The following is a 21526-nucleotide window of genomic DNA, read 5'->3' on the forward strand; positions in this document are numbered from 1 at the left end:
ACCGGTTCCTGGCGGCCGCGCCTAGCCCCGGTGGGGGTTGCCGCACGGCGTGAGCCGGGTTCTGGCCGAACCCGGATCGGGAGCGCCGGCCCCGGGCCGCGCCTGCCGCGTGGGTGCGCGGAGGTCACGGCTGCGTTGCCGTCGTGCTCCATATTCGCAGAGCAGGTGAGCGCGCCCACAGTACGCCCGCCCCGTATTCCGACCGCCCACCCTTTGCCGCTGTTTGTCGCCCTCCTGCCGACCTGCCGTTCCGAGACGTTCCGGCGACGATTCGTCACGGTTCGGTCAGCCCGGCGTGTCGACACGCGGTGGAGGTTGGCTGACGGAGGGTGACTGGGCCAGGCTGATTCCCGCCGGATCATCTTTATCGGGTTATATGCCTGTTTTGTAGCTGACGGCGGCGAGCCTGGCGGCGGTGGCGGCCAAGCGATGACGCGGCGTCCATCCATGTCCACTGACGGCCGACGACAAGGGGTGCGCGGTGTACGAGCCAGGTGACGGTCCCGGCCCGCCAGCACTCGGCCGGCATCGGTCCGCCGGCGGCTACCGCCGGGTGGTCGGCGTCCACCGCGCCCCCGGCGCGGGCGGGCCCTCCCGGGGTTACCTACTGACCGTCGCACTGCTGGCCGGCACCGCGTCGATGCCGATTCTCGCCGCGATCAGCGCGGGCTCGGCCACCCCCGGCAGCACCGCGCTGCCCGACAGCAGCACCCCGTTCATCCCGACCCCGTCGATGGGGCCGGTGGTGATCCCGATGCCGATGACCAGCCAGCCGGCGTTGCCGCCACCCGGCACACCCAGCGTCGGCCCGACCAGCGGCTGGCTGCCCGCCGCTCCCCGGCGTACCTCGGAGAGGCCCGGATCGGAGACCGTGACCGGCCCGGGACCCGGACGGCCGGCGACCTACCCGCCGCTGGCGCCGAAGCCCCCCCGCGGCACCTGGCCCGCCATGCCCCCGGCCGGCCCGCCAGCGCCGACGACCGGTACGCCGACCGACGTCCCGGATCCCGACCCGACCGACGTCCCGGATCCCGACCCGACCGACGTCCCGGATCCCGACCCGACCGACCCCGTCGACCCGGACCCCACCGAACCGGACCCGACGGATCCCGCCCCCACCCCTACGCTGGACCCGTCGCCGACGCCGGACCCGAGCCCGACGCTGGACCCGACGCCCACTCTGGACCCGAGCCCGACCGACGTCCCCACCGCGACCGCCGCGCCGACCAGGGCACCGTCGGCGCCGGTCACCACCCCCGGGTCACCCGCCGCTCCCGCGTCACCGACCAGCCGGCCCGGCCCAGCGGTCCCGACGCCACCGGTCGTTCCGCAGAAGCCCCCGGTCGGTGGTTCCCCGGTGGCCTGACCAACGCACCCCACGGTTCCCGCCCCGACGGTACGGTGACCCTCAGGCGTGACCCATCCGGTGCCGGCGGTGTGCCGGCGTCAGGCGCGTACCGGAGGGGGTGGCGTGGGCGGCGGTGCGAGACTCCGCCCGGTCATCGCCCGGCCCGGCCCGGGGCTGCGGGTCGCCCGGTTGGTCACCGAGGTGAGTGCGCCGGCCGTGCTCGTGTCGTTGTTGATCGTCACCGTGAGCTGGCACAGCGCGCGGCGCCCGGGTCAGGGCCTGGTCTGGGGTCTGCTCGCCACGCTCTTCGTCATCGGCATTCCGTTCGCCTACGTCGTCGGCGGGGTACGCCGTGGCCGCCTCACCGACCACCACGTCGGCCGCCGGGAGCAGCGCCGCGCGCCGCTGCTGGTCGGCCTCGCCTCGGTGACGGCGGGGCTCGCCCTGCTCGTCGTGCTCGGCGCACCCCGCCCGGTGCTGGCGCTGGCCGTGGCCGGGCTCGTCGGTCTCGTGGTCACCGTGTCGGTGAGCCACTGGTGGAAGATCTCGATCCACTCGGCGGTGGCCGCCGGCACACTCGTCATCCTGATGCTGACCTTCGGGACACGGCTGGTCGTCGCCGCGCCGCTGCTGGTGGTGGTCGGCTGGTCCAGGGTGCGGCTCCGGGACCACACGGTGTCGCAGGTGCTCGCCGGTGGCGTGCTCGGCGCGCTGATCGCCGCGGTGGTCTTCGGCGCGCTGCGCTGACCGCGATCTGCTCCCGACCGAGGCGCGCCGCCGGGGCGGACGAGAGCCGGGGCGGACGGGGTGTCGCCCGCCCCGGGTGGACCGTCAGGCGCCGTCGTCGGCGAGGCGGTGCCGGTTCGCCTCGATCCAGGCGTCCAGAGCGGCCGGATCGTCCGGGTCCACCCCGTCGGCCATCAGCTGCGCCACCGCCGCGGTCGCCGGGCTGCGCCGCTCACCCGTCGAGTAGAGGCGGGCGAACTCCGGCACCATCTCCTCGATCGCCTCGTCGGTGCGCGTCGCGGCCGCCTCCGGCAACCCGCGCTGGCGGGACGCGTACCGCGCCCAGGCGCGCAGCACCCGGGGCAGCATCGCCGCGTCGTCCATGTCCAGGACCGCACGGCGGTGCACCCAGTCGAGCAGGAACAGCCCCGACACCGCCGGGCTCCAGCGCATCGGGTCGCCGTCCGGGAAGCTCGCCGAGTGGTCCAGCACCAGGCTCAGGCAGAAGTGCAGTGAGGCCAACTCCGCGCCGTCGACGGCGTCCAACCCGAAGCGGGCGGCCTCCGGCGCGGCGAGGAACTGCCGGACCAGGTCGGTGCGCTCAGCGGCGGAGAGCGGCTCGACCGCCGCCGGGCCGGTCGGCTCGGCCGCGGTGGGCAGCAGCGCCAGCCGGGCACCGACGAGCGCCCGGTCGGTCGCGAGGGAACCCTCGCCGGGCAGCTCACTGAGGTCGTCGGTCACCGCGAGATGGCGGGCCACCTCGCCCCGGAGCCGGGCCGGATTCTCGGTACGGAACCAGGTCAACTCGTCGTCGGCGCACATCTGTCGGACCTGGTCCAGGATCCGTTCCGCCGGGCCGCCGACGAAGATGTCCTTGGTGATCCCGATGTTGTGGTCCACCAGGGCCACCAACGCGTGCTCGGTGCCGCCCGACGCGTCGTCGTAGGCGAAGGTGGCGAGGTAGGAGGTCTGGTCGCCGTACACGTCGCCGTACGCCCAGGTGCCGGTGAGGTGCACCCGGCCGAGCTGCCCGGACCAGGCGGGCGCCTGGCTGCCCGGACGGACCCGATCGGTGCCCCCGGCGTCCGGGACGAGCGCGGCGAAGACCTGCCGGATGGTGGTCGCCGCCGCGACCCGGCGACGGGCGGTGGCGGCGAGGAACCCGGTGACGAACTCCCGTACGGCGGTGTCGCGGTCGGTCTCCGCGATGGCGTAGACACTGCCCAGCAGCGCGCTGCCGAGCATCTCGGCGTCGAGGGCGGACTCCAGCTTGGTCACGTCGCGTGCGGCGTGCAGCACCGCGTCGTAGGGGGTCTCAGGCGTGGCCATGCTCCGACCCTACGCCGCCCGGGGCCGATGGAGAGCGGTAGCGAGCCGTGCGAGGCGTCAGCGGCCGGCGGCGTCCCGCAGCGCGTCGCGCGCCTGCGCGTACGAGTCGAGCACGGTCCGCACCGGTGCCAGCACGTACTCCTCGCCGACCAGGGCGACCTTCGCCGTCAGCCGCTGCTCGGCTCGGGCTCGGGCACGCCGCGCGGCCCAGCGCACCACCGGGCGGGTCAACCCCGCCACCAGCAGCCCGGCCAGCAGGCCGCCGAGCAGCAGCAGGGTGGGCAGCGGCACCTGACCGACCATCGGGTTGTCCAGCGCCGGCAGGCCCAGTGCCCGCAGCGCGTACCCGAGCGCCAGCCAGCCGAGCCCGACCACCGCGGCGAGGGTGACCAGCCACTGGACACCGCCGACGGCCCGCCACCACAGCGGTCGACGATCCAGGCCGAGGTCGGTGCCGGCGATCGTGCGGTCCAGCGCGTCGGGCAGGTCGCCGAGGCGCGACCGGGCGGCCGAGGTCACCGCTCCGGGCCAGGCGGCGGGCAGGTCGGCGGCGGCCCGGTCGGCCACCGCGCGGATCGCGAGGCTCAGCGCCGAGCGCTGGGCGGCCGATGGTTCCGGCACCGACGTGGCCGCGACCAGGCTCTCCGCCGGGTCGTCCCGGCCGCCGGTCGGGCCGGGCAGGTGCAGTCGACGAAGCGGGTCGGGTCGCAGCCGCCGCCAACCCCGGACCACGGGCCAGCCGGTGGCCGCGCCGGCCCGATGCCGGTACGCCTGCTCCACGGCGGTGGTGACCGCGGGTACGCCGGCCGCTCCGGCCAACGCCCGGTTCAGCCCGTCGACAGTCGAGTTGCCCGGTCCACCCGTGGGGCGGGCCGAGCCGACCAACTCGTCCAGGCCGGCCACGACCGTGTCGACGTCACCCGCGAGTCGGCGCAGCGCGGCCTGCCGCTCGGCGACGGTCCGCTCCAACGCGCCGCGCAGCCCCACCATGCCGGCCGGGTCGATGGCGGTGGTGGACAGCAGCGGCACCCCGCTCAGCCCGTCCGAGTCGAGCAGTCGACGCAGGTCGTCCAGGACCCGGGGCACCTCGGCCGGGGACAGCCGGTCGGCCTGGTTGAGCACGACCACCGTGACGTCGCGGTGCCGGTGGAACTCGCGCAGGTAGCTGTCGTGGATGACCCGATCGGCGTACTTCTGCGGGTCGACCACCCAGACCACCTGGTCGACCAGGCCGAGGAGCCGGTCCACCTCCAGGCGGTGGGAACGCTGCACCGAGTCGAAGTCGGGCAGGTCGAGCAGGACCAGCCCGTGCAGCGCCGTCTCGTCGTCCGCGTCCAGGGCGCTCTCCCGGACGAAGCGGTGTCGGGGCAGCACGCCGATCCAGTCGAGCAACTGGTTGGCGCCCGCCAACGGCCCCCACACGCAGGCGTGGGTGACGCCGGTGGTCGGCCGGCGGACCCCCACCGGCGAGAGCTCCAACTGGGCCAACGCGTTGAAGAGGCTCGACTTGCCGCTGCCGGTGGCACCGGCCAGCGCGACCACTGTGTGGTCCCGGGACAGCGCCAGCCGGGTGCCGGCCCGCTCGACCAGGGTGTGCGCGGGCACCAGTTCGGCGTCGGGCAGCAGGCCGTCCACCGCGGTCAGGAAGCGCCGGACCGCGTCCAGTCGGGCGATCAGCGCGTCGGCGTCCACCCGCTGGTCACCGCGGAACGCCTCGCGTACCCGGCCGGTGAGGTTGGTCACCGGAAGCCCTCCTCGTCGCGGGCCGGCGGGGTGTCGCCGCCAGCGGACAGGCCACTGCGGTGCCGGGCCAGCTCGACCCGGCCGGCGGCCCGGCGCAGCCCGTCGCCGGCGTCCGCGGCGGGACGGGCGTCGGCGGTGCGGCTGAGGAACCGGTCGGCCTCCGCGTCGAGCAGCGTCCGCACCCGGGCCAGCAGGTCGGTGCGGGCCTTGGCGGCCAGGGTACGCACCGCCTGGTCGCCGAAGATCGCCTGGAGTACGGCCTGCGCGGCGACCGTGGTGCCGGCCCCGGTGGCCAGCTCCAGCCCGGTCGGGATGAACGCGGTGGAGGCGAAGACGGCGATCATCACGGCCAGGCCGGTGGCGTTGACCGCGTACGCGGCGGTGCGGGCCACGAACCGCTTGTCGCCGCCCTCGACCCGGACCAGCTCCAACACCCCGCGCTGCCAGTCCCGGACCATCCGTTCGGCGCGTTCGGGCAGGTCGTCGCTCGGGTGGGCGAGCGCCGGCTCGAGCAGCCCACTGCCCGCCGGATGCGCCTTCCAACCCGTGTACGCCGACTCGGCGGCCTCCGAGGCCACCCCGCGCAGCAGCGTGACCAGTTGCGACTCGATGGCGTTGCGCAGCTCGACGGCGGGTGCCGGTCGACCGGTGACGGCGGCGACGACCCGGTCCCGGAGGCGGCCGATCCGTGCCTCCAGCGTGCGGAAGAACTCTCCGGTGCCGACGAACTCCTGCCAGCGGGCGAGCACCTCGCCCCGGAGCAGTCGGCCGTCCTGAAGCCCTTGCTCGACGGTGCGCTCGGCACCCCGGTACGCGGAACGGACCCGGTCGTCCAGTCCGTCGGCGGCGGTGACCTGCTCGTCGGCGGCGTCGGCCAACTCCTCGACGGTGGGGTGCAGCGCGGCCAGCGCACCGTCCAGCGTCTGGCGGACCACCGCTGCCCGAGCGTCCGCGTCGCCGGCCAGCCGGGCGAACCAGTCGGCGAGTGCCGCGGTCGCGCCCTCGGGCAGCAGCCCCTGCCCGTCGACCCAGGTCTCCGGCAACACGAACAGCGGCGCCCGGCCGAGATCCTGTTCGGCGAGCATCTCGGTCAGGTGCGCGGCGATCTCCTCGGTGGCCTCGGCGGGCACCCGGTCCAACACCATGGCGATCACCGCGCCGCGCGCCCGTGCGCTGCGCAGCAGCTCCCAGGGCACCGCGTCGGCGTACCGGGCGGCGGTGGTGACGAAGAGCCAGAGATCGGCGGCCGCCAGCAGTTGGGTGGCGAGCGCCCGGTTGGCGTCGACCACCGAGTCGATGTCGGGCGCGTCGAGGAAAGCCAGCCCGGCGGGGAGGGCGGGGGCGGTGACGAGGTGCAGGGCGCGGGGGTCGTCGCTCGGCTCGGTGGTGCGGGTCAGGCCCGGCAGCAGGTCACCCTGCCGGAACCATGCCGCGTCGGACGGGTTGCAGACCAGCACCGGGGAACGGGTGGTCGGCCGGAGCACGCCGGCGGCGCTGACCCGGGCCTTGACCAGGCTGTTGACAAGTGTCGACTTGCCGGCGCCGGTGGAACCGCCGACCACCACGAGAAGCGGGGCGTCCAGCCGGGCGAGCCGGGGCAGCAGGTAGTCGTCGAGCTGGTCGGCGAGGGCGGTGGCGGTGTGCCGGGCGGGGCCGGCGGAGGGCAGTGCGAGGGGGTACCGGGTCGCACCGATCGCCTCCCGAAGGCCCGACAGGGCACCGGGGAGGCCGTCGCCCCCGGTGGTGGCGGGCGGCTCCTCCGCGGCGTCCGACGGACCGGTGCGGGCTGCGACGGCGGGCGCGCCGGAACGGGTGGCGGAATCGCCGTGCGTCGTCACCGCTAAAGCGTGCCCGACCGGTGCACGGGAAAACAACCGGACGGTAGTAACGGGTGGGTTGCGTCGGGTTGACTCAACCCGACTTGACGATTCGCCAACGCGTGGCACTATTGAGTCAAGTTCACTCAACTTGTGGTGGGGCCCGCTGCGGGCGGTGCTCGCCATTAGCCCACGGGCGACGCCCGTCACCTGCACAACCTTATGAAGCGAGGAAGCGAAGATGGCACGTGCGGTCGGTATCGACCTCGGCACGACGAACTCCTGCGTCAGCGTTCTCGAGGGCGGTGAGCCCACCGTCATCGCCAACGCTGAGGGCTCGCGGACGACCCCGTCGATCGTCGCGTTCGCCCGCAACGGTGAGGTGCTCGTCGGTGAGGTCGCCAAGCGCCAGGCAGTGACCAACCCGGACCGGACGATCCGCTCGGTCAAGCGCGAGGTCGGCACGAACTGGTCCGTCGACATCGACGGCAAGAAGTACACCCCCCAGGAGATCTCGGCCCGGACGCTGATGAAGCTCAAGCGGGACGCCGAGGCGTACCTGGGCGAGCAGATCACCGACGCGGTGATCACCGTTCCGGCCTACTTCAACGACAGCCAGCGCCAGGCCACCAAGGAGGCTGGCGAGATCGCCGGCTTCAACGTGCTGCGGATCGTCAACGAGCCGACCGCGGCCGCCCTGGCGTACGGGCTGGACAAGGGCTCCAAGGAGCAGACCGTCCTGGTCTTCGACCTCGGCGGCGGCACCTTCGACGTGTCGCTGCTGGAGTTGGCCGAGGGCGTCATCGAGGTCAAGTCGACGAGCGGTGACAACCACCTCGGCGGCGACGACTGGGACCAGCGGATCATCGACCACCTGGTCAAGACGTTCCGTGGTGAGCACGGCATCGACCTCGGTCAGGACAAGATGGCCCTCCAGCGCCTCCGTGAGGCTGCCGAGAAGGCCAAGATCGAGCTGTCCGCCGCCACCACCACCAACATCAACCTGCCGTACATCACCGCCGGCGCGGCCGGCCCGCTGCACCTCGACGTGACGCTCAGCCGCGCCGAGTTCCAGCGGATGACGCAGGACCTGCTGGACCGCTGCAAGGGTCCGTTCGAGCAGGCCGTGAAGGACGCGGGGATCAAGATCTCCGACGTCGAGCACGTCATCCTGGTCGGCGGTTCGACCCGGATGCCCGCCGTGACCGACCTGGTCAAGCAGCTCACCGGTCGCGACCCCAACAAGGGCGTCAACCCGGACGAGGTCGTCGCCGTCGGCGCCGCCCTCCAGGCCGGTGTGCTCAAGGGTGAGGTCAAGGACGTCCTGCTGCTCGACGTGACCCCGCTGAGCCTGGGCATCGAGACCAAGGGTGGCATCTTCACCAAGCTGATCGAGCGCAACACCACCATCCCCACCAAGCGCTCCGAGGTCTTCACCACGGCGGACGACAACCAGCCGTCGGTGCTGATCCAGGTCTTCCAGGGTGAGCGGGAGATCGCGGCCTACAACAAGAAGCTCGGCACCTTCGAGCTGACCGGCCTCCCGCCGGCGCCGCGCGGCGTGCCGCAGATCGAGGTCGCCTTCGACATCGACGCCAACGGCATCGTCAACGTGCACGCCAAGGACCTGGGCACCGGCAAGGAACAGAAGATGACGATCACCGGTGGCTCCTCGCTGCCGAAGGACGACATCGAGCGGATGCGCCGGGACGCGGAGGAGCACGCGGAGGAGGACAAGCGTCGCCGCGACGACGCCGAGGCTCGCAACGTGGCCGAGGCGCTCCAGTGGCAGACCGAGAAGTTCCTCGCCGAGAGCGGCGACAAGCTGCCCGGTGAGAACCGGGAGCAGCTCAACGAGGCCCTCGGCGAGCTGCGCGGCGCCCTCGGCGGTCAGGACATCGAGAAGATCAAGTCCGCCCACGAGAAGCTGGCGAAGGTCTCCCAGGAGGCCGGTTCGCTGCTCTACTCGCAGCAGGCCGAGCAGGGTCAGCAGCCGGGTGGCGAGGCCGGCCCGGGTGCGACCGGCGCACAGCCCGGCCCGCAGTCCGGCGGTGCCGACGACGTGGTCGACGCGGAAATCGTGGACGAGGACGGCAAGAAGTGACCGTCAGCCTCCGACACCTGTTCACGGCGAAGGGGATGAGGTAGCCGCATGACGCAGAAGCCACGAGCCGCCGACCCGGGCGACACCGGGTCGACGCCGGGTGGCTCCGCGCCCACGGAGCCGACCACCGGCGACGGGGAGCGGGTCGTCATCCGCAACAAGCGCAAGCTCGTCGACACGGCGGAGCCGGAGGGCACCGCCGCCGACGCGGAGACCGGTGTGCCGGCCGAGGGTCTGGTCGAGGACGCCGAGGTCGTGGTCGACGAGATCGAGGTCGAGGTCAACTCCACCGATGGTCCGGAGCCGTCCGGTCCGCCGGTGGTGGACGCCCCGGCGCAGCCGGTTGACGGCGCCGGCACGGGCACGTCGCTCGGCGCCGAGATGGAGGCGCTCCGGGCCGAGTTGGACGAGCGGACCCGGGACGTGCAGCGGGTGTCGGCGGAGTACGCCAACTACCGCAAGCGGGTCGACCGCGACCGCAACCTGGTGCAGGAGCAGGCGACCGGTTCGGTGCTTGCCGCGCTGCTGCCGATCCTCGACGACCTGGACCGGGCTCGGGAACACGGCGACCTGGTCGGGCCGTTCGGCACGGTGGCGGAACAGCTCACCACCGCGCTGGGCAAGTTCGGCCTGAACGCCTTCGGCGAACAGGGCGACCCGTTCGACCCGACGCGCCACGAGGCGGTCGCGCACCAGACCTCGGCCGAGGTCACCGAGCCGACCTGCGTGCAGGTCATGCGGCGCGGCTACCAGCTCGGTGAGCGGCTGCTGCGCCCCGCGCTGGTCGCGGTCGCGGACCCGGAATAGTGCGAAGCAGTGACCGGGCCGTCCCGCCCACCGCACCGCGGTGGGCGGGACGGCCGGGCCGCGACGGTCGAGAGGGGGTGGACCGGTGAGTTCCAAGGACTGGATCGAGAAGGACTTCTACGCCGTGCTCGGCGTGGACAAGGCCTCCTCCGCGGATGACATCAAGAAGGCGTACCGCAAGGTGGCCCGGGAGTCGCACCCGGACCACAACCCGGGCGACGCCAAGGCGGAGGAGCGGTTCAAGGCCGCGTCCGAGGCGTACAACGTGCTCTCGGACTCCGGCCGTCGCCGCGAGTACGACGAGATGCGCTCGCTGTTCGGCTCGGGCGCGTTCCGGCGCAACGCCCGCGGCGCGGGTCAGCCGGGCGGCATGCCCTTCGACGTCTCCGACATGTTCGGCGGCGGCGGGGCCGGCGATCGTCGCTTCGGCGGCGCCGGCTTCCAGGACCTGTTCAGCTCGATCTTCAGTGGCGGTCAGGGCGGTGGGCAGGCGGCGCCCCGCGGTCCGGGCCGTGGCCGGGACGTGGAGACCGAGGTGGCACTGGACTTCGGCGACGCGGTGCGCGGGGTGACGCTGCCCCTGACACTGCGGGCGCCGGGCGTCTGCGAGACCTGCAACGGCAACGGGGCCAAGCCCGGCACCCAGCCACGGACCTGCCCGGTCTGCCACGGTGCCGGCGTGACCACCCGCAACCAGGGGTCGTTCAGTTTCTCCGAACCGTGCCGCAACTGTCAGGGTGTCGGCACGGTGGTCGAGGAGAAGTGCCCCGAGTGCCACGGCAGCGGTGGGGTCACCAAGACGCGCACCATGAACGTGCGCTTCCCGGCCGGCGTGGCCGACGGTCAGCGCATCCGGCTGACCGGGCGCGGTGAGCCAGGCGAGCGCGGCGGCCCGGCCGGTGACCTGTTCGTGCACGTCAAGGTTCGGCCGGACGAGCTGTTCGGGCGTACCGGTGACGACCTGACGCTGAGCGTGCCGATCACTTTCGCGGAGGCCGTGCTCGGCACGGACCTGCGGGTGCCCACGCTCGACGGCGCGGTGACCCTGCGGGTCCCGCCCGGGACGCCCAGCGGGCGGGTGCTGCGCGCCCGGGGCAAGGGTGTGGTCCGCCGCGACGGGCAGGCCGGCGACCTGCTGGTCACGCTGGACGTGGTGGTGCCGGCCCGGTTGTCCGACGAGGCGCGCACCGCACTGGAGGCGTTCGCCGAGCAGAGCCCGCCAGCGGCCCGGGAACATCTCGAGGCTCGGGTGCGTCGGGTCAGTTAGTCCGGTGGAAGGGACGCGGAGGTGAGCGGGATGTCGGGCGAGTTCCTCGGTTCGGGTGACCCTGCCTACGAGGCCAAGGTGCTGATGATCTCGGTTGCGGCTCGAATGGCGGGGATGCACCCGCAGACCCTGCGCCAGTACGACCGGCTGGGGCTGGTGCAGCCCGGCCGGGCTGCTGGTGGCGGACGTCGGTACAGCGTCCGTGACGTGGTGCTGCTGCGCGAGGTGCAGCGGCTCAGTCAGGACGACGGGATCAACCTGGCCGGCGTCAAGCGGATCATCGGGCTGGAGCGGCTGTTGGAGCAGGCGCAGCAGCGGGTGGCCCGACTGGAGGCGGAGCTGGACGCCGCGTACCGACGGGTGGCCGAGCTGGAATCACTCGCCCGCTTTCCGGGACGGGATCTCGTGCCGACCAATCGCACGTCCACCGCGCTTGTGGTGTGGCGACCCCGTCGTACTCCCGATCGTTGACCTGCCGCACATCCGGAGCTGTCTTCTCGGCCCGGACCGCACCGGATTCCCCGGCGCGGTCCGGGCCGCTTCGGTTAGCCTGTTGATACGGGTCCAATCGGCTTAATACGGACCTACCGGCATGGCGAGGGGGAGCGATGGCGGAACCGGCGAAGAAGGTCGCCCAGCAGACGGAAGATCGGTTGGAAGACCTGGCCGAGACCGTCCGCAAGAAGTTCGACAAGGTGACCGAGGGGACCTACCGGGACCGGATCGTCGAGGGCCGGTTCGCCGAACAGGGCGACCACGGCGGCGACCGGAGCCGAGCCGAAACTGAACGCAAGCAGGACTGACCGGTGACCGACGTACGGGCCGGGACCCACGGGGGGTCCCGGCCCGTTCGCCGTCAGAGTGCGGGCCGGGAGGCGGTGATGCCAGGGTGGGGGTCCCGGCCCGTTCGCCGTTTTAGAAGACGCAGCTCAGCCGAGGCGGCGGTTCTCGCGGACCAGGCCGCCCTCGCACCACTCCCGGTAGACGAAGAGGTCCGGGCGGGCCAGCAGCACCCGCCCGTTGTGCGCCCAGATCTTCATCAGCTCGTCGCCGTCCCGCTCGGCCTGCTCGACGAGCTTGCGGAAGCGGCGCTTGGGGTGGGCGCGGAAGTTCGTCCGGATGCCGTCGGCCGCATAGATGTAGAGGCAGTGCAGGGCGAAACGCCGGGCCGGGCAGGTCTGGTCCATCGCCAACTCGAAGAGTGTCAGCACCAGCCGGTCACCGGAGACCAGCAGGTCCCAGTCGGGTGGCATCGAAGCCAACGGCACCGAATCGGGCTTGTACGCCCAAGCTCGCAACTCCGCCGGACTCGGATCGACGGGGTTGGCGAAGCCGTGGAACGTCGACTCCTGCACGCTCACCGGCCAACCTTCCGCTCTCGGCCGCGTGTGGCAACGCTGCCTGCGGACCGTGGCTGCTGGGGCGAAACGGTAACCCGCCGTGGCCTGCTGCGGTAGTACCCGCGAGGAGCAATTCCGCAACCGTTGGCATGGTCGGGTTCACGGCATCGACAGCGCTGCCGATGATGCTTGCATGACAATCCACGTTCGACGGTTACAGCGGGGTGCCGAGGCCGAGTTCGTCACGGGGCTGGAGTGGCTTTTCGCCCCTCCCGGTCGCCGTCCCGCTGATTGGGACCGCGACCGCGCCGTCGAGCGCACCGCGCAGGTACTCGCCCACGACGACGTCGCGCTCCTCGAAGCGCGATCGGAGGAGGGCCAGCTCGTCGGCGTGGCCAGCGTCTACGTGGACATCCTTTCGGTGCGCTTCGGCCGTCGGGCGTCGATCGAGGATCTCGCCGTGCACCCCGGGTGGCGTTCCCGGGGTGTCGGCTCCCGCCTCCTGGCAGCGGCCCGGGCCTGGGCGCACGAACAGGGTGCCGACTACGTCTTCCTGGAGTCCGGCCTCGCACGAACCGAGGCCCATCGCTTCTACCTCCGCGAAGGAGCGACCCACGCGGCCGCGGCGTTCAGGTGGAGCTCAGTGCAGTGAGTCGACGACCGGGGTCGACTCCCGCCGCTGGGCCGCCGCGCGGGTACGCAGCCACCGCTTGAACCACGGGAAGTCCGGCAGCCGGGCGAGGATCGGCCCGGTCACCACCGTGATCAGGACGTACGTCGCGGCCAGCGCCGCCAACCGCGGCTCGACGCTCCCGGCGGCCACCGCGAGGCCGGCGATGACGATGGAGAACTCGCCGCGAGGGACGAGTGCCAGGCCGGCCCGCCATCGACCGGGTTCCGCGATGCCGACCCGGCGGGCGGCGAGGTAGCCGGTGAGCGTCTTCGTCGCCATGGTGACCACGGCCAGGGCGAGTGCCGGCAGCAGCACCGGCGGAATGTCCTGCGGGTCGGTGGTCAGGCCGAAGAAGACGAAGAACACCGCGGCGAACAGGTCCCGCAGGGGCGAGAGCAATTCGGTGGCGTGGTGCGCCACCGGGCCGGAGAGGGCGATGCCGACCAGGAACGCGCCGACCGCCGCCGACACCTGGAGCGACGCGGCGAGGCCGGCGATCAGCAACGTCAGACCGAGTACGCCGAGCAGCAGCGCCTCCGGGTCCTTCGCCGACAGGGCGGACGAGATCAGGTGGCCGTACCTGATGGCGACCACCAGGACGATCAGCACCGTGCCCACCGCGACGGTGAGCGCGATCCCGCCACCGAGCAGGCCGGTGCCGGCCAGTACGGCGGTGACGAGCGGCAGGTAGAGGGCCATCGCCAGGTCCTCGATGACCAGCACCGAGAGGATCACCGGGGTTTCCCGGTTACCGAGCCGGCCCAGGTCGGCGAGGACCTTCGCGATCACGCCGGAGGAGGAGACCCAGGTGATGCCGCCGAGCACCAGGGCGGCGACCCAGTCCCAGCCGAGCAGCAGGGCGAACCCCGCGCCGGGTAGCGCGTTGAGCACGCCGTCGATCAGCCCTGCCGGTGCCGCCGAGCGCAGGTTGCCGACCAACTCGTTGGCCGAGTACTCCAGGCCGAGCATCACCAGCAGCAGGATCACGCCGATCTCGGCGCCGACGGCGAAGAACTCCTCGCTGGCGTCCAACGGCAGCAGCCCGCCGTGCCCGAACGCGAGCCCGGCGAGCAGGTAGAGGGGGATGGGAGAGAGGCCGAAACGCCGGCTGAGCCGGCTGAGGAGCCCGAGCAGCAGCAGCAGCGCACCGACTTCGATGAGCAGCGTGGTGAAATCGTGCATCCGCCTCAGCCGTCCGGGTCACTGTCGGCGAGGATGGCGGAGACGCCGTCGAGACCTCTACGGGTCCCGACAACGACCACCACGTCGCCGGCCGCGAAGCGGAAGGAGGGGAGTGGCGAAACGATCACTTCGCCTTCGCGCAGGACCGCCACGATGGAGGCGCTGGTGCGGGTACGCGCCTTGGTGTCGCCGAGCTTGCGGTTGACGTACGGCGAGCCGGCCGTGATGGCGATCTGCTCGGTGAGCAGACCGGCGGCCTGCTCACGCAGCCCGGACAGCTGACCGAGCATCAGCGACGCGCCGAGGATGTCGGCCAGCGCCTCAGCCTCGTCGTCGGTCAGCGGGATGTCCGCCTGGCAGGAGTCGGGATCGTCGGGGTCGTAGAGCACAAGGTCACGACGACCGTTGCGATGGGAAACCACGCCGAGCCGACGGCCGGATTCGGTCACCAGATCGTGACGCACTCCGATGCCGGGTAGGGCAATCTGTTCCACACGTACTCGCACCCGGGCAAGGCTACCGCTTCGGAGACGCCGATGATCGGACGGAGGTCGGGTCGGGCAGTGGGGCTGCTGCTCGTACCCCTGCTGGCTGGGTGTTCGATCGGCGACATCCGCCGAAATCCGCCGACCGAACCATCGTCCCGGGCGGCCGTCGCCACGCCGTCCCCATCGGCCGCCGTCGCAGAGGTCCGCCGCGTCCGGGTCGCCGTCCCGCAACGGTACGACCCGCCGTACGTCGAGTTCGTCGACGCCGAGCACGGCTACGCCCTCTTCGCCAACTGCGGCGAGCCGCCGCCCGGCGACGACTGCCCGGCGTGGATCTTCGCCACCGATGACGGCGGACGGTCCTGGCGGGAGTTGCGGCATCCCCATCCGGCGGCGGAGAACCACCAGCTCTACGCCGCCCCGGGGGTGCTGACGCTGTGGAGTGAGCCGCACGGCTGGTGGACCTCGACCGACGGCGGTACCTCGTTCACGCACACGCTGGACGGGCCACCGCCGCAGTGGCTCGGCGCCCAGGGTCGATTCCAGTTGATCGAGGGCAGTGGTCAGGTCGGCGAGTGGGACGGTCAGCGGCTGCGCCCGCTCGCCACACAGCCGCGCCTACCCGCAATGAACACGGTCGACGCGGGCGACGGCCCGCTGGTGGTCGCGGCCGGGGAGAAGGACGGGAAGCCGTACGCGGCGGTCTCGTTCGACCGGGGGCGGAGCTGGCAGCAGACCCCGGTGCCGGCACCCGACGGGCCGGTCGGCGTCCTACGGGCCGTGGTCGATCGGGACGGGACGGCATGGCTGGTCGGGGAGCGGCCGGATCGCAGGTCCTTTCCGGCGCTCTGGCGACTGGGCCGAGGGTGGGATCCGATCCGCGCCGAGGGGCATCCGCCGCACATCCAATCCGTCGCGCCGATCGGCGGCGGGCTGCTCGCGGTGACCAGCTCGGCGGGTACGGGTACAGGCACGGTCGGGGACGGTCGCTACACCAATCTGCTCTGGCCGATCGGCCCCGACCGAAACGTGTCGGTGCTCACCGACGGCACGATCGTGGCCGCCGGCGGGGACGGTGACATCCTGCTCGGCGTCGGCCAGGTCGCCGAGCGCCGCTGGACGGAGATCAACCTCGACAAGTCCTGACGACCCCCAGAGATCTTGGAGGAATCCGGCCCCTCCAGGGGCACTTTCGCGCCAAGATCTACTTCTCGGCCACGTACGTGCCCTTGCCTTGGTGGCCTTCGATCAGGCCCTCGGCTTGCAGAATCAACAGGGCCGAGCGGACCGGCTCGGCGGAAACGCCATAGTGCGCGATCATCTCGCGCAACGACGGCAGCTTGTCGCCGGGCGCGTACTCGCCGGAAGCGATCTTGTCGCGGATGTCCTGCGCGATGCGTTGGCGGTCCGAAACTCGGGGCATGGGCAACTCCTGGTAGGCCCCAAGATCCTCCCATGCGGTTGGCCGGGCGACCAACACTTCGCGTGCTAAGCATGGTCACTACTTGTCCTACAATGCTTTGCATTGTATGTTGACCGGGCGGGCACTCGGGATGCGGAAAGCCTGGTAGGCAACCGGCCTCTCGGCCTGGGTCGTCCGCATAGTGCTGGCACGGCCGGGCGCTCCCCCGGGTGGACGGCCGTGCCAGCGACCCGCAGTGAGAGAGGATCACCAGCCATGCCCGACCTGGTGCAGCGGCGATGAGCGAGCGGTTCGTCATTCACCTGCCGATATCCGCGCCCGACCTGGCCCGGGCCAAGATGCTGGGGCGGACCGCCGGTCGGTCGCTGGCCTTCCTTGCCCGGATCGACCTTGGCGGGATCACCGTCTCGGCCGACGAAGACCAGGGGGTACGGCACTGGGTCTTCTGCGACCGGCGGCTGGATGGTGGCCCTCGTTGCGTGCTCCGCGCCGATCACGAAACCCCGTGCTCCGCCCGGTTGCCCCGGCGAATCGGCCCTTAGGGGGCGTACAAGATCGTGATCAACTCGGTTTTCATGATGTCGCGGTGTTCTGGTGGCCCGGATACCGCGACTTCCGGAAAGCCGAGTGGATCAACCGCGCCGGGCGCCGGGGCCAGGCGTGCCGGTGCCCGCGCCGGCAGCGCGGGCGCGGGCAGTTGGGCACGCCGTGGTCAGCGGAGGCTGGCGAAGAACTCGCGGAGGTCGGCGACCAGGACATCGGTGGCCTGGTGGGCGGCGTAGTGACCGCCGACGTCGCCCCGGCCCTCGACGTCCGTCTCGTACGCCGTCCACCTGACGATGTTCGCGTGGTCCCGCTCGGCGAAGCGGCGGATGGACTGGAAGTCGCCGGGGAACATGGCGAGCGAGGTCGGTGCGGTGGTCGGCTCGGTCGGCGGCTCGCCGGCGTGCGCGTCCTCCCAGTAGAGCCGGATCGCCGAGGCGGCCGTGCCGGTGAACCAGTAGAGGGCCACGTTGGCCAGGACGAAGTCGGCGTCCAGGCTCTCGTCGAAGAGTTGCGCGTTCCAGGCGAGCAGCCCCACCGGGGAGTCGGCCAGCGCGTACGCCAGGGTCTGCGGCTGCTGGCTGTGCACCTGGTTGAAGGAGAACTTGTTCTCGTAGAACCACTGGAGGTGCCCGAGCGCGGCCTGATCCGCCTCGGAGAGGCCGGCGAACTCGGCCGGGTCGCCGGAGGGGAACGAGAAGAGTTGGGTGACGTGGACGCCGAGGACGTGTTCGCGGTCGATCCGGCCCACCTCCGGCGCGACCATCGAGCCGGCGTCGTTGCCGACCGCGCCGTAGCTGTCGTACCCCAGGCGGTTCATCAACTCGGCCCAGGCGCGGGCGGTGCGGAAGCGGTTCCAGCCGGCGCTGCGGGTGGGTCCGGAGAAGCCGAAGCCGGGCAGCGACGGGATGACCAGGTGGAAGGCGGGCGCGGCCGGGTCACTGGGCTCGGTGAGCGGGGCGATGACGTCCAGGTATTCCAGGACCGAGCCGGGCCAGCCGTGGGTGAGCACCAGCGCTGTGGCGTCCGGGCGGGACGACCGGACGTGCAGGAAGTGGATCTGCTCGCCGTCGATCTCGGTGACGAATTGGGGGTGGGCGTTCAGCCGGTCCTCGACGGCCCGCCAGTCGAACCCGCCCCGCCACCGGTCGACGAGAGTGCGCACCCGGTCGGTGCTCATCCCGTAGGCGTCACCCGTGCCGGGCAGTTCGGCGGGCCAGATCGTGCGGCCGAGCCGGGCGGCCAGGTCGTCGAGGTCGGACTGCGGGATCTCGACGCGGAACGGGCGGATCGCGGTGTCGCTCATGCCGGAACTCCTTCGGAACGGAATGTTTCGTTCTGCAATCACAGTAGCAGAGCGGAACGATCCGTTCCACTGTTAGGCTGAGGGCATGTCAACGACTTCCGGCAGGATGCTGGGCGGTCGCCGCGCCCAGGCCGCCCGCAACGACGAGGTCATCCTCGAAGCCGCGCGCGCCGTCTTCCTCGACGACCCGAAGGCCCCGATCGCCGCCGTCGCCGACCGCGCGGGCGTGGGCATCAGCGCGCTCTACCGGCGGTACGCGGGCAAGGAGGACCTGCTGCGTCAGCTCTGCCACGACGGGTTGCGCAGGTACGTCGCCGAGGCCGAGGCCGCCCTCGCCGAGCCGGACGGCTGGGCCGCGTTCACCGGCTTCCTGACCCGGGTGGTCGACGCCGACGTGCACTCGCTCACCGTCCACCTGGCCGGCACCTTCACGCCGACCGAGGAGATGGGTCGGGACGCGATGCGCGCCGGCGAGTTGGCCGCCGCCCTGTTCGAACGGGCCCGCGCCAGCGGGCGGCTGCGCCCCGACGCGGTCGTACACGATCTGGGGTTGCTGTTGGAGTCGTGCGCGGCGGTGCGCGTACCCGATCCGGAGCGGACCGGGCAGTTGCGCCGCCGTCAGCTCGCGGTGCTGCTGGCCGGTCTGTCGTCGGTGCCGGACGCGGACCCGCTGCCCGGCCCGGCCCCGGCGGCCGGGGAGTTCGACTGGCGGTGGCGTCCTCGGGGGTGATGGGCGTCACGCGCTAAGGTTGAGCGGAATACGCTCAACTCTGGTTGTGTCCTTCTCAGTGGACAACGCCGATCCGGGGGAGCCCATGAACACCGAAAGACTCACCACCAAGAGCCGCGAGACCATCACCGGCGCTGTCGCGCTGGCCAACCAGCGTGGCCACGCCACCGTGGAGCCCTGGCACCTGCTGCTGTCACTCCTGGACACCGATGGCTCGACCGCCACCGGTCTGTTGCGCGCCGTCGGGGCCGACCCCGCCGAGCTGCGCCGGGCCGCCCAGCGCGCGGTCGACGCCCTGCCGGCCGCCCGCGGTTCGAGCATCGCCGAGCCCACGTTGGCTCGGGAGTTCGTCAACGCCATCGGCGCCGCCGAGCAGATCGCCCGCCCGTTGGGCGACGAGTACACGTCCACCGAGCACCTGCTCGCCGGCCTGGCCCGGGTGGGTGGCGCGGTGTCCGGTGCGCTGAAGACCGCCGGTGCCACCGAGGAAGCCCTGGTCGCGGCGTTCCCGACGGTCCGCGGTGGCGACCGCCGGGTCACCACCGCCGACCCGGAGCAGACCTACCAGGCCCTGACCAAGTACGGCGTCGACCTCACCGCCAGCGCCCGGGACGGCAAGATCGACCCGGTGATCGGTCGCGACGCCGAGATCCGCCGGGTCATCCAGGTGCTCTCCCGGCGGACGAAGAACAACCCGGTGCTGATCGGCGAGCCCGGCGTCGGCAAGACCGCGATCGTCGAGGGCCTCGCCCAGCGGATCGTCACCGGCGACGTGCCCGAGTCGCTGCGCGACAAGAAGCTGATCTCGCTGGACCTCGGCGCGATGGTCGCCGGCGCGCAGTACCGCGGCCAGTTCGAGGAGCGGCTGAAGTCCGTCCTGGAGGAGATCAAGAACTCCAACGGGCAGGTCATCACCTTCCTCGACGAGCTGCACACGGTCGTCGGCGCCGGCAAGGGCGAGGGCTCGATGGACGCCGGCAACATGCTCAAGCCGATGCTGGCCCGTGGTGAGCTGCGGATGGTGGGCGCGACCACGCTCGACGAGTACCGCGAGCACATCGAGAAGGACCCGGCGCTGGAGCGCCGTTTCCAGCCGGTGCTTGTCGGCGAGCCGACGATCGAGGACACCATCGGCATCCTGCGCGGGCTCAAGGAGCGCTACGAGGTGCACCACGGCGTACGGATCACCGACGCCGCGCTCGTCGCCGCCGCCACCCTGTCGGACCGCTACATCACCGACCGGTTCCTGCCGGACAAGGCGATCGACCTGGTCGACGAGTCCGCGTCCCGGCTCCGGATGGAGATCGACTCCCGGCCGGTCGAGGTGGACGAGATCGAGCGGGCGGTCCGCCGGCTGGAGATCGAGGAGATGGCGCTGGCCAAGGAGCCGGACGCGGCCTCAGCCGAGCGGTTGGAGCGGTTGCGCAAGGAACTGGCCGACAAGCGCGAGCAGCTCACCGTGCTCTCCGAGCGCTGGCAGACGGAGAAGAGCCACATCACCAAGCTCTCCACCGCCAAGGAGGAGCTGGAACGTCTCGGCGGCGAGGCCGAGCGGGCCGAGCGCGACGGTGAGTTGGAGCGCGCCGCCGAGCTGCGCTACGGCCGGATCCCCGCCCTCAAGGTCGAGCTGAAGCAGGCCGAGGAGGAGCTGGCCCAGCTTCAGGCCGACGGCGCGATGCTCAAGGAGGAGGTCGGCGCGGACGACATCGCCGCGGTGGTCGCCTCCTGGACCGGCATCCCCGCCGGCCGTCTGCTCGAAGGCGAGACGGCCAAGCTGCTGCGGATGGAGGAGTCGCTGGGCGGCCGGGTGGTCGGCCAGGGCGAGGCCGTCGGCGCGGTCTCCGACGCGGTACGCCGTGCCCGGGCCGGTATCGCCGACCCGGACCGCCCGACCGGCAGCTTCCTCTTCCTCGGCCCCACCGGCGTCGGCAAGACGGAGCTGGCCAAGGCGCTCGCCGAGTTCCTCTTCGACGACGAGCGGGCGATGGTCCGCATCGACATGAGCGAGTACGGCGAGAAGCACTCGGTCGCCCGCCTGGTGGGTGCCCCGCCCGGCTACGTCGGCTACAACGAGGGTGGCCAGCTCACCGAGGCGGTGCGTCGTCGGCCGTACTCGGTGATCCTGCTCGACGAGGTGGAGAAGGCCCACCCGGACGTCTTCGACGTGCTGCTCCAGGTGCTCGACGACGGCCGGCTCACCGACGGTCAGGGCCGTACGGTGGACTTCCGCAACGCGATCCTGATCCTCACGTCCAACCTCGGGTCGTCGGTGATCGGTGACCTGACGCTCGCCGACGAGCAGCGTCGGGAGGGTGTCCTGGCCGTGGTCCGGTCGCACTTCAAGCCGGAGTTCCTCAACCGGCTGGACGACATCGTGGTCTTCGCCTCGCTGCGTGGGGACGACCTGCGGACCATCGTCGACATCCAGCTGGACCGGATGCGGCGGCGGCTGGCCGACCGCAGGCTCGGCCTGGACATCACCGAGTCCGCCCGTCAGTGGCTCGCCGAGCACGGCTACGACCCGATCTACGGAGCCCGCCCGCTGCGCAGGCTGGTCCAGACGGCGATCGGCGACCAACTGGCAAAGGCCCTGCTGTCCGGCCAGATCCGCGACGGCCAGACGGTCAAGGTAGACCTGAACACCCAGCCCAACACCCTCTCGGTAACCCCGGCCTAACCCCCACCCATCGACGTTGATCA

Annotated in this window: 20 protein-coding genes; 12 read left to right on the forward strand and 8 right to left on the reverse strand. The window is 72.0% G+C overall.

Annotated features, from left to right (window positions below):
* Positions 1–481: 481 nt before the first annotated feature.
* Together AB0O48_RS14130 and AB0O48_RS14135 are read left to right on the forward strand one after the other, a co-directional pair.
* Positions 482–1366, forward strand: a complete 885-nt coding sequence (locus AB0O48_RS14130; RefSeq protein WP_365065619.1) for a hypothetical protein — start codon at positions 482–484, stop codon at positions 1364–1366.
* Positions 1367–1414: 48 nt separating this feature from the next.
* Complete coding sequence (locus tag AB0O48_RS14135) at positions 1415–2095, forward strand: phosphatase PAP2 family protein (protein WP_357243360.1); 681 nt, start codon at positions 1415–1417, stop codon at positions 2093–2095.
* A gap of 84 nt (positions 2096–2179) precedes the next feature.
* On the opposite strand, the gene AB0O48_RS14140 is transcribed toward AB0O48_RS14135, so the two are convergent.
* From AB0O48_RS14140 to AB0O48_RS14150, 3 genes are read right to left on the reverse strand one after another with little or no spacing between them, the layout of a single operon-like run.
* Positions 2180–3403 carry a hypothetical protein gene (locus AB0O48_RS14140; RefSeq protein ID WP_357243363.1) on the reverse strand — a complete coding sequence of 408 codons (1224 nt, stop codon included), beginning with the start codon at positions 3401–3403 and terminating at the stop codon, positions 2180–2182.
* A 57-nt stretch (positions 3404–3460) separates the two neighbouring features.
* Positions 3461–5146: a GTPase gene (locus AB0O48_RS14145; RefSeq protein WP_365065624.1), complete on the reverse strand. Its 1686-nt coding sequence runs from the start codon at positions 5144–5146 to the stop codon at positions 3461–3463.
* Positions 5143–6984, reverse strand: coding sequence for a GTPase domain-containing protein (locus AB0O48_RS14150; protein ID WP_357243369.1), 1842 nt, complete (start codon positions 6982–6984; stop codon positions 5143–5145). Before AB0O48_RS14150 ends, AB0O48_RS14145 begins: the two co-directional genes overlap by 4 nt.
* Before the next feature lie 220 nt (positions 6985–7204).
* Here AB0O48_RS14150 and dnaK point away from each other — a divergent pair, with 220 nt between their 5' ends.
* The 5 genes from dnaK (at position 7205) to AB0O48_RS14175 (ending at position 11944) form a co-directional block, all read left to right on the forward strand.
* Positions 7205–9067 (forward strand): molecular chaperone DnaK, encoded by a 1863-nt coding sequence (gene dnaK / locus AB0O48_RS14155; protein ID WP_357243371.1) that lies wholly within the window; start codon positions 7205–7207, stop codon positions 9065–9067.
* A gap of 48 nt (positions 9068–9115) precedes the next feature.
* Positions 9116–9874, forward strand: coding sequence for a nucleotide exchange factor GrpE (gene grpE, locus AB0O48_RS14160; protein ID WP_365065629.1), 759 nt, complete (start codon positions 9116–9118; stop codon positions 9872–9874).
* 85 nt (positions 9875–9959) lie between these two features.
* Complete coding sequence (gene dnaJ / locus AB0O48_RS14165; RefSeq protein WP_357243377.1) at positions 9960–11141, forward strand: molecular chaperone DnaJ; 1182 nt, start codon at positions 9960–9962, stop codon at positions 11139–11141.
* A 30-nt stretch (positions 11142–11171) separates the two neighbouring features.
* Positions 11172–11612 (forward strand): helix-turn-helix transcriptional regulator, encoded by a 441-nt coding sequence (locus AB0O48_RS14170; RefSeq protein ID WP_030332087.1) that lies wholly within the window; start codon positions 11172–11174, stop codon positions 11610–11612.
* 137 nt (positions 11613–11749) lie between these two features.
* Positions 11750–11944, forward strand: a complete 195-nt coding sequence (locus AB0O48_RS14175; protein ID WP_357373274.1) for a hypothetical protein — start codon at positions 11750–11752, stop codon at positions 11942–11944.
* 126 nt (positions 11945–12070) lie between these two features.
* Here the strand turns inward: AB0O48_RS14175 and AB0O48_RS14180 are convergent, their stop codons facing one another.
* Positions 12071–12502, reverse strand: a complete 432-nt coding sequence (locus tag AB0O48_RS14180) for a hypothetical protein (RefSeq protein WP_357243383.1) — start codon at positions 12500–12502, stop codon at positions 12071–12073.
* A 172-nt stretch (positions 12503–12674) separates the two neighbouring features.
* On the opposite strand from AB0O48_RS14180, the gene AB0O48_RS14185 reads away from it, so the two are divergent.
* Positions 12675–13133: a GNAT family N-acetyltransferase gene (locus AB0O48_RS14185; RefSeq protein ID WP_357243386.1), complete on the forward strand. Its 459-nt coding sequence runs from the start codon at positions 12675–12677 to the stop codon at positions 13131–13133.
* Here AB0O48_RS14185 and AB0O48_RS14190 read toward each other — a convergent pair.
* Positions 13122–14336 carry a cation:proton antiporter gene (locus AB0O48_RS14190; protein WP_357243389.1) on the reverse strand — a complete coding sequence of 405 codons (1215 nt, stop codon included), beginning with the start codon at positions 14334–14336 and terminating at the stop codon, positions 13122–13124. The two genes, AB0O48_RS14185 and AB0O48_RS14190, sit on opposite strands and share 12 nt — an antisense overlap.
* A 5-nt stretch (positions 14337–14341) precedes the next feature.
* Positions 14342–14842 carry a TrkA C-terminal domain-containing protein gene (locus AB0O48_RS14195; protein WP_357243392.1) on the reverse strand — a complete coding sequence of 167 codons (501 nt, stop codon included), beginning with the start codon at positions 14840–14842 and terminating at the stop codon, positions 14342–14344.
* A gap of 30 nt (positions 14843–14872) precedes the next feature.
* Between AB0O48_RS14195 and AB0O48_RS14200 the strand changes: the two genes are divergently transcribed.
* A complete protein-coding gene (locus AB0O48_RS14200) occupies positions 14873–15970 on the forward strand; it encodes a hypothetical protein (protein WP_365065637.1) in 1098 nt (365 codons plus the stop codon).
* Positions 15971–16028: 58 nt separating this feature from the next.
* On the opposite strand, the gene AB0O48_RS14205 is transcribed toward AB0O48_RS14200, so the two are convergent.
* Positions 16029–16247, reverse strand: a complete 219-nt coding sequence (locus AB0O48_RS14205; RefSeq protein ID WP_357243398.1) for a winged helix-turn-helix domain-containing protein — start codon at positions 16245–16247, stop codon at positions 16029–16031.
* Positions 16248–16525: 278 nt separating this feature from the next.
* Here AB0O48_RS14205 and AB0O48_RS14210 point away from each other — a divergent pair, with 278 nt between their 5' ends.
* Positions 16526–16789 (forward strand): hypothetical protein, encoded by a 264-nt coding sequence (locus AB0O48_RS14210; RefSeq protein ID WP_365065640.1) that lies wholly within the window; start codon positions 16526–16528, stop codon positions 16787–16789.
* Positions 16790–16959: 170 nt separating this feature from the next.
* Here the strand turns inward: AB0O48_RS14210 and AB0O48_RS14215 are convergent, their stop codons facing one another.
* Positions 16960–18096, reverse strand: coding sequence for an epoxide hydrolase (locus tag AB0O48_RS14215; RefSeq protein ID WP_365065643.1), 1137 nt, complete (start codon positions 18094–18096; stop codon positions 16960–16962).
* Between the two features lie 85 nt (positions 18097–18181).
* On the opposite strand from AB0O48_RS14215, the gene AB0O48_RS14220 reads away from it, so the two are divergent.
* Entirely contained in the window at positions 18182–18826 is a 645-nt protein-coding gene (locus AB0O48_RS14220; RefSeq protein ID WP_357243407.1) for a helix-turn-helix domain-containing protein, read from the forward strand.
* An 85-nt stretch (positions 18827–18911) separates the two neighbouring features.
* The gene (gene clpB, locus AB0O48_RS14225) at positions 18912–21503 is read left to right on the forward strand and encodes an ATP-dependent chaperone ClpB (protein ID WP_357571662.1); all 2592 of its coding nucleotides are present in this window, start codon (positions 18912–18914) and stop codon (positions 21501–21503) included.
* Positions 21504–21526 lie beyond the last annotated feature (23 nt).

Origin of the sequence: Micromonospora sp. NPDC085948 (genome assembly GCF_040686315.1) — a bacterium.
Classification (GTDB): Bacteria; Actinomycetota; Actinomycetes; order Mycobacteriales; family Micromonosporaceae; genus Micromonospora.

Coding starts and splice junctions, on each gene's coding strand:
- AB0O48_RS14140 (WP_357243363.1), bottom strand. CDS start 3,403: ATGGCCACGCCTGAGACCCCCTACGACGCGGTGCTGCACGCCGCACGC.
- dnaK (WP_357243371.1), top strand. CDS start 7,205: ATGGCACGTGCGGTCGGTATCGACCTCGGCACGACGAACTCCTGCGTC.
- grpE (WP_365065629.1), top strand. CDS start 9,116: ATGACGCAGAAGCCACGAGCCGCCGACCCGGGCGACACCGGGTCGACG.
- AB0O48_RS14170 (WP_030332087.1), top strand. CDS start 11,172: ATGTCGGGCGAGTTCCTCGGTTCGGGTGACCCTGCCTACGAGGCCAAG.
- AB0O48_RS14175 (WP_357373274.1), top strand. CDS start 11,750: ATGGCGGAACCGGCGAAGAAGGTCGCCCAGCAGACGGAAGATCGGTTG.
- AB0O48_RS14185 (WP_357243386.1), top strand. CDS start 12,675: ATGACAATCCACGTTCGACGGTTACAGCGGGGTGCCGAGGCCGAGTTC.
- AB0O48_RS14190 (WP_357243389.1), bottom strand. CDS start 14,336: ATGCACGATTTCACCACGCTGCTCATCGAAGTCGGTGCGCTGCTGCTG.
- AB0O48_RS14200 (WP_365065637.1), top strand. CDS start 14,873: ATGATCGGACGGAGGTCGGGTCGGGCAGTGGGGCTGCTGCTCGTACCC.
- AB0O48_RS14205 (WP_357243398.1), bottom strand. CDS start 16,247: ATGCCCCGAGTTTCGGACCGCCAACGCATCGCGCAGGACATCCGCGAC.
- AB0O48_RS14210 (WP_365065640.1), top strand. CDS start 16,526: ATGAGCGAGCGGTTCGTCATTCACCTGCCGATATCCGCGCCCGACCTG.
- AB0O48_RS14215 (WP_365065643.1), bottom strand. CDS start 18,096: ATGAGCGACACCGCGATCCGCCCGTTCCGCGTCGAGATCCCGCAGTCC.
- AB0O48_RS14220 (WP_357243407.1), top strand. CDS start 18,182: ATGTCAACGACTTCCGGCAGGATGCTGGGCGGTCGCCGCGCCCAGGCC.
- clpB (WP_357571662.1), top strand. CDS start 18,912: ATGAACACCGAAAGACTCACCACCAAGAGCCGCGAGACCATCACCGGC.